This is a genomic window from Roseateles sp. P5_E11, from assembly GCF_054049355.1.
In genome coordinates, this window is sequence record NZ_JBFUMO010000489.1 from 1 (window position 1) to 4430 (window position 4430).

Sequence of the window (4430 nt, forward strand, 5' to 3'; positions counted from 1 at the left end):
CCCAGCCAGACGAGGTAGGCCACGCCAGCCCATTTGACGAGGGCAAAACCCAGCGACGAGGCCGCGATCAGCGCGCCCAGGCCGGCGCCGACGAGGACGACCTGAGTCAGGATGCCCAGGATGAGGCCGAAGGTCATGAAATAGCCGCGCCTGAAGCCATGGCTCAGGCCCGCGCTCATCGCCGCGACAGCACCTGCGCCGGGGGACAGGCTGATCGCCCAGGATGCGGCAAAAAAGGCCAACCAGACCGAAAACTCCATGACCGGCTCCATCGAGAAACTGCAAGGCGCCGAGTGTCCCACGCCCCTGCTCAGTGGATGCCAGAGCTACTCGCTGCGCTCGGGCGGTCTGGCACCCAGGACATAACATGCCCCGATGCTCAGGGCCCTTTTCTCGCTGCCGCGCAGCGTCTGGCTGCTCGGCCTGATCAGCCTCGTCAACGACAGCGCCAGCGAGCTGGTCTACCCCCTCGTACCCTTGTATTTGAGCGGCGTGCTGATGGCCGGCCCGCGGGTGCTGGGCCTCATCGAGGGCCTGGCCGAGGCTCTGGCCAGCCTGCTCAAGCTCTGGGCCGGCATCATGGTGGACCGCAGCGGGMGCAGCAAACCCTGGGTCATCGCCGGCTACGGCCTGGCCGGCATCGCGCGGCCGCTGATCGCCTTCGTGACCGGCTGGCCCATGCTGCTAGCCCTGCGCCTGACCGACCGTATCGCCAAGGCCGTGCGTGCCGCGCCGCGCGACGCGCTGCTCGCTGCCAACATAGTGCCCGGCCAGCGCGGCCTGGCCTTCGGCCTGCACCGCGCCATGGACAACGCCGGCGCCGTCATCGGGCCGCTGCTGGCCTGGGCGCTGCTGGGTGCGGGCGTGCCGCTGGGCCAGGTTTTCCTGTGGGCCATCATTCCCGGCCTGCTCTGCCTGGGGCTGACGCTGGCGGTGCGGGAAGCCCCGCCACCGGCCACCGCGCCACCGCGCTTCAGCAGGACGCTGGCTGGCCTGCCCCAGCCGCTGCGGCGCTACCTCGTCGTCGTCGCGCTGTTCACGCTGGGCAACTCCAGCAACATGTTCCTGCTGCTGCGCGCCAAGGAGCTCGGCGTCGCCGAGGCGCAGGTGCCGTTGCTGTGGGCCGCGGTGTCGGGCGTCGCGGCGCTGTTCGCGGTGCCGCTGGGCGGGTTGTCGGACCGCGTCGGCCGCGTTCACCTGCTGGTGGCCGGCTATGTCGCCTATGCCGCCTTCTACATCGGCATGGCGGCGTGGGCCGCGCCGGGCTGGCGGCTGTACCTGCTGTTCGGCCTCTACGGCATCTTCATGGCCGCGACGGAGGGCGTCGAGCGCGCGCTGCTGGCCGACCTGGCGCCGGCCGAACAGCGCGGCACGGCCTTCGGCTGGCTCAACCTCGTCATGGGCGCCATGCTGCTGCCGGCCTCGCTGCTGTTCGGCTGGCTGTGGGAGGGCCTGTCGGCCACCGTCGCCTTCGGCTTCTCGGCCGGCTGCGCGCTGGCCGCGGCACTGCTGCTGACAGCCTGGGTGCGCCCCAGGGTCTGCTGACACGGCGGCAATGGGCCGCGAAGGCCGGCAGCCAGGGGCCAATCAAGGCGCAACGAGCCGCCCGCACTCATGTGCGGGCAAGCGGTGCAACGCCGAGTGGCCCCTGGCTGCCGGTCTTCCCGAAGGGTTGTGACCAGAAAGGCCGCGCGCGGCGTTGCAAATGCTCGCCGGGTGCCCAACCCGGCTCCGCTTTGCGCCTTGCTCGCGACCCTTCTGGTCACAACGCGGCCCATTGCCACCGTGTCAGCAGACCCTAAGACAATGCGCTGATGGCGACAAGCAAGAGCATCTACACCWGCACCGAATGCGGCGGCACCAACGCCAAATGGCTGGGCAAATGCCCGCACTGCGGCGCCTGGAACACGCTGACCGAGGGCATCGCCGAGCCCACCGGCGGCGTCAAGAATCGCTACCAGTCGCTGGCCAAGAGCCAGCCGGTGGCCACACTCTCCGAGATCGAGGCCAGCGACTTCGAGCGCACGCCCACGGGCCAGGAAGAGCTGGACCGGGTGCTGGGCGGCGGCATCGTGGCCGGCGGCGTCGTGCTGATCGGCGGCGATCCGGGCATCGGCAAGTCGACGCTGCTGCTGCAGGCGGTCGAGTCGCTGTCGCAAACCGTGAAAGTCCTGTACGTGACCGGCGAGGAAAGTGGCGCCCAGGTCGCGATGCGCTCGCGGCGCCTGGGCCTGTCGGGCGCCAAGGTGCGCGTGCTGGCCGAGATCAGCCTGGAGCGCATCCTCGCCACCATCGACGTCGAGGAGCCCGACTTCTGCGTCATCGACTCCATCCAGACGCTGTACTCCGAGCAGCTCTCTTCAGCGCCCGGCTCCGTCGCCCAGGTGCGCGAATGCGCGGCCCAGCTCACACGCACGGCCAAGGCGCGCGGCTGTGCCATCGTGCTGGTGGGTCATGTGACCAAGGAAGGCGCGCTCGCCGGCCCGCGAGTCCTGGAGCACATCGTCGACACGGTGCTGTATTTCGAGGGCGACACGCACAGCAGCTTCCGCCTGGTGCGCGCCATCAAGAACCGCTTCGGCGCGGTCAACGAGATCGGCGTGTTCGCGATGACGGAGAAGGGGCTCAAGGGCGTCACCAACCCGAGCGCCATCTTCCTGTCCACCCACGCCGAGCCCGTGCCGGGCAGCTGCGTGCTCGTCACGCTGGAGGGCACGCGGCCGCTGCTGGTCGAGCTGCAGGCGCTGGTGGACAGCGGCGGCGTCAGCCCGCGACGGTTGTCGGTGGGCCTGGACCGTGACCGCCTCGCGATGCTGCTGGCCGTGCTGCACCGGCATGCAGGCGTGGCCACCGGCGACCAGGACGTGTTCGTCAACGCGGTCGGCGGCGTGCGCATCAGCGAGCCGGCGGCCGACCTGGCCGTGCTGCTGGCCATCCAGAGTTCGCTGCGCGGCAAGGCCCTGCCGCGTGGCTTCATCGCCTTTGGCGAGGTCGGCCTGGCCGGCGAAGTGCGCCCCGCGCCGCGCGGCCAGGAGCGCCTCAAGGAGGCCGCCAAGCTGGGCTTCAGCGTCGCCGTCGTGCCCAAGGCGAATGCGCCCAAGAAGGCCATCGAGGGGCTGACCATCCATGCCGTCGAGCGGGTGGAGCAAGCCATCGAGGTCTTGCGCGGGCTCATTTGAAACTGAGACAACAGGTTTCCATGGTGCACGCCACGCCAAAGTCTGCTTAGGATCGGGGCCTCGCACCGGAGGACCCCGTTCATGTCAGATCCCGCCAATCTCAGGCAGCACGCCCGCACCGATTTCCTGGCCGCCCAGCACGATGCCGACTCCCTGCCCGGTTGGGTCTTCAAGCCGGTGCAGTTCAGCCAGGGGCCGGCCGGCCTGGTGCTGAACATGAGCGACGGCGGCCTGCAGGTGCTGACCAGCGCGGCCGAGCCGCTGACCGAGGACAAATACGAGGTCGTGCTGCTGCTGGGCCGCGCCGACGTGGACAGCGACGATGAGCAGGTGTCCTGGTTCAACGGCGTCGTCGAGCGCAAATGGTCGCGGCCCGTGCCACGCATGGGCATCCTGCACGGCATGTGCTTCACCGCGCGCAACTCGACGGCCGAACAGTTCCTGAACGGCCACAAGGACGCGCTGGAGTCTGGCCAGTGGGTGCGCTGCGTGCTGCTCAAAGTAACCAAGTAGGACGGATATGGAGCACTGCGGCCGCCTGCTCGACCACGTGCATCTGCGCGTGAGCGACCTGGCGGCCAGCCGGCGCTTCTACCGTGCGGCGCTGGACGCCATCGGGCGGCTCGAGGCCTTCGGCGAAGCAGAGGGCTGCTTCTACGCCGACGAGTTCTACGTCGACAAGGCCGATGGCCGCGTGTCACATGTGCATCTGGCCTTCCAGGCCCACAGCGAGGATGAGGTCCGGCGCTTCCATGCGATGACGCTGTCCGCCGGCGGCCGCGATCACGGCACCCCGGGGCCGCGCCATTACCACCCGGGCTATTACGCCGCCTTCGTGCTGGACCCCGACGGCAACAACATCGAGGCTGTCTACCATGGGCCGACGCAACGCTCGGCCGACAGCGTCGAGGTGACCCGCCTGCCGCTAGCGGCCTGACGGCGTGGCAGGATGTGCGCCATGAGCGCACTGCCCGAGCCCCCCTACTACGCCGTCATCTTCACCAGCCAGCGCACGCCCGTTGACGGCGGCTATGGCGACATGGCTGACCGCATGGTGGCCCTGGCTTCCAAGCAGCCGGGTTATCTGGGCGTGGAGAGCACCCGCGGCGAGGATGGCCTGGGCATCACGGTCTCCTACTGGCGCAGCCCCGAGGACATTGCCGCCTGGCGCCGCAACGCCGAGCACAAGATCGCGCGCGACACCGGCCGCAGCGACTGGTACCAGCACTACACGCTGCGCGTGGCCAAGGT

The 4430-nt window shown here is 69.5% G+C and carries 6 protein-coding genes; 5 read left to right on the forward strand and 1 reads right to left on the reverse strand.

Annotated features, from left to right (window positions below):
* Nucleotides 1-260, reverse strand: a 260-nt coding sequence (locus ACXJKR_RS25285) for a LysE family transporter (RefSeq protein ID WP_457325173.1), incomplete at its 3' end; no start/stop codon positions are given.
* Between the two features lie 115 nt (nt 261-375).
* Between ACXJKR_RS25285 and ACXJKR_RS25290 the strand changes: the two genes are divergently transcribed.
* From ACXJKR_RS25290 to ACXJKR_RS25310, 5 genes are all read left to right on the forward strand, one after another.
* Complete coding sequence (locus ACXJKR_RS25290) at nt 376-1545, forward strand: MFS transporter (protein WP_457325175.1); 1170 nt, start codon at nt 376-378, stop codon at nt 1543-1545.
* A 269-nt stretch (nt 1546-1814) separates the two neighbouring features.
* On the forward strand, nt 1815-3179 hold the full coding sequence (gene radA / locus ACXJKR_RS25295) for a DNA repair protein RadA (RefSeq protein ID WP_457325176.1): 1365 nt from the start codon (nt 1815-1817) through the stop codon (nt 3177-3179).
* A gap of 81 nt (nt 3180-3260) precedes the next feature.
* Entirely contained in the window at nt 3261-3692 is a 432-nt protein-coding gene (locus tag ACXJKR_RS25300) for a hypothetical protein (RefSeq protein WP_056191980.1), read from the forward strand.
* A gap of 7 nt (nt 3693-3699) precedes the next feature.
* Entirely contained in the window at nt 3700-4116 is a 417-nt protein-coding gene (locus ACXJKR_RS25305) for a VOC family protein (protein ID WP_056191978.1), read from the forward strand.
* A gap of 21 nt (nt 4117-4137) precedes the next feature.
* The coding region (locus ACXJKR_RS25310) for an antibiotic biosynthesis monooxygenase family protein (protein WP_457325177.1) at nt 4138-4430 on the forward strand (293 nt) is incomplete at its 3' end.

Coding starts and splice junctions, on each gene's coding strand:
- ACXJKR_RS25300 (WP_056191980.1), top strand. CDS start 3,261: ATGTCAGATCCCGCCAATCTCAGGCAGCACGCCCGCACCGATTTCCTG.
- ACXJKR_RS25305 (WP_056191978.1), top strand. CDS start 3,700: ATGGAGCACTGCGGCCGCCTGCTCGACCACGTGCATCTGCGCGTGAGC.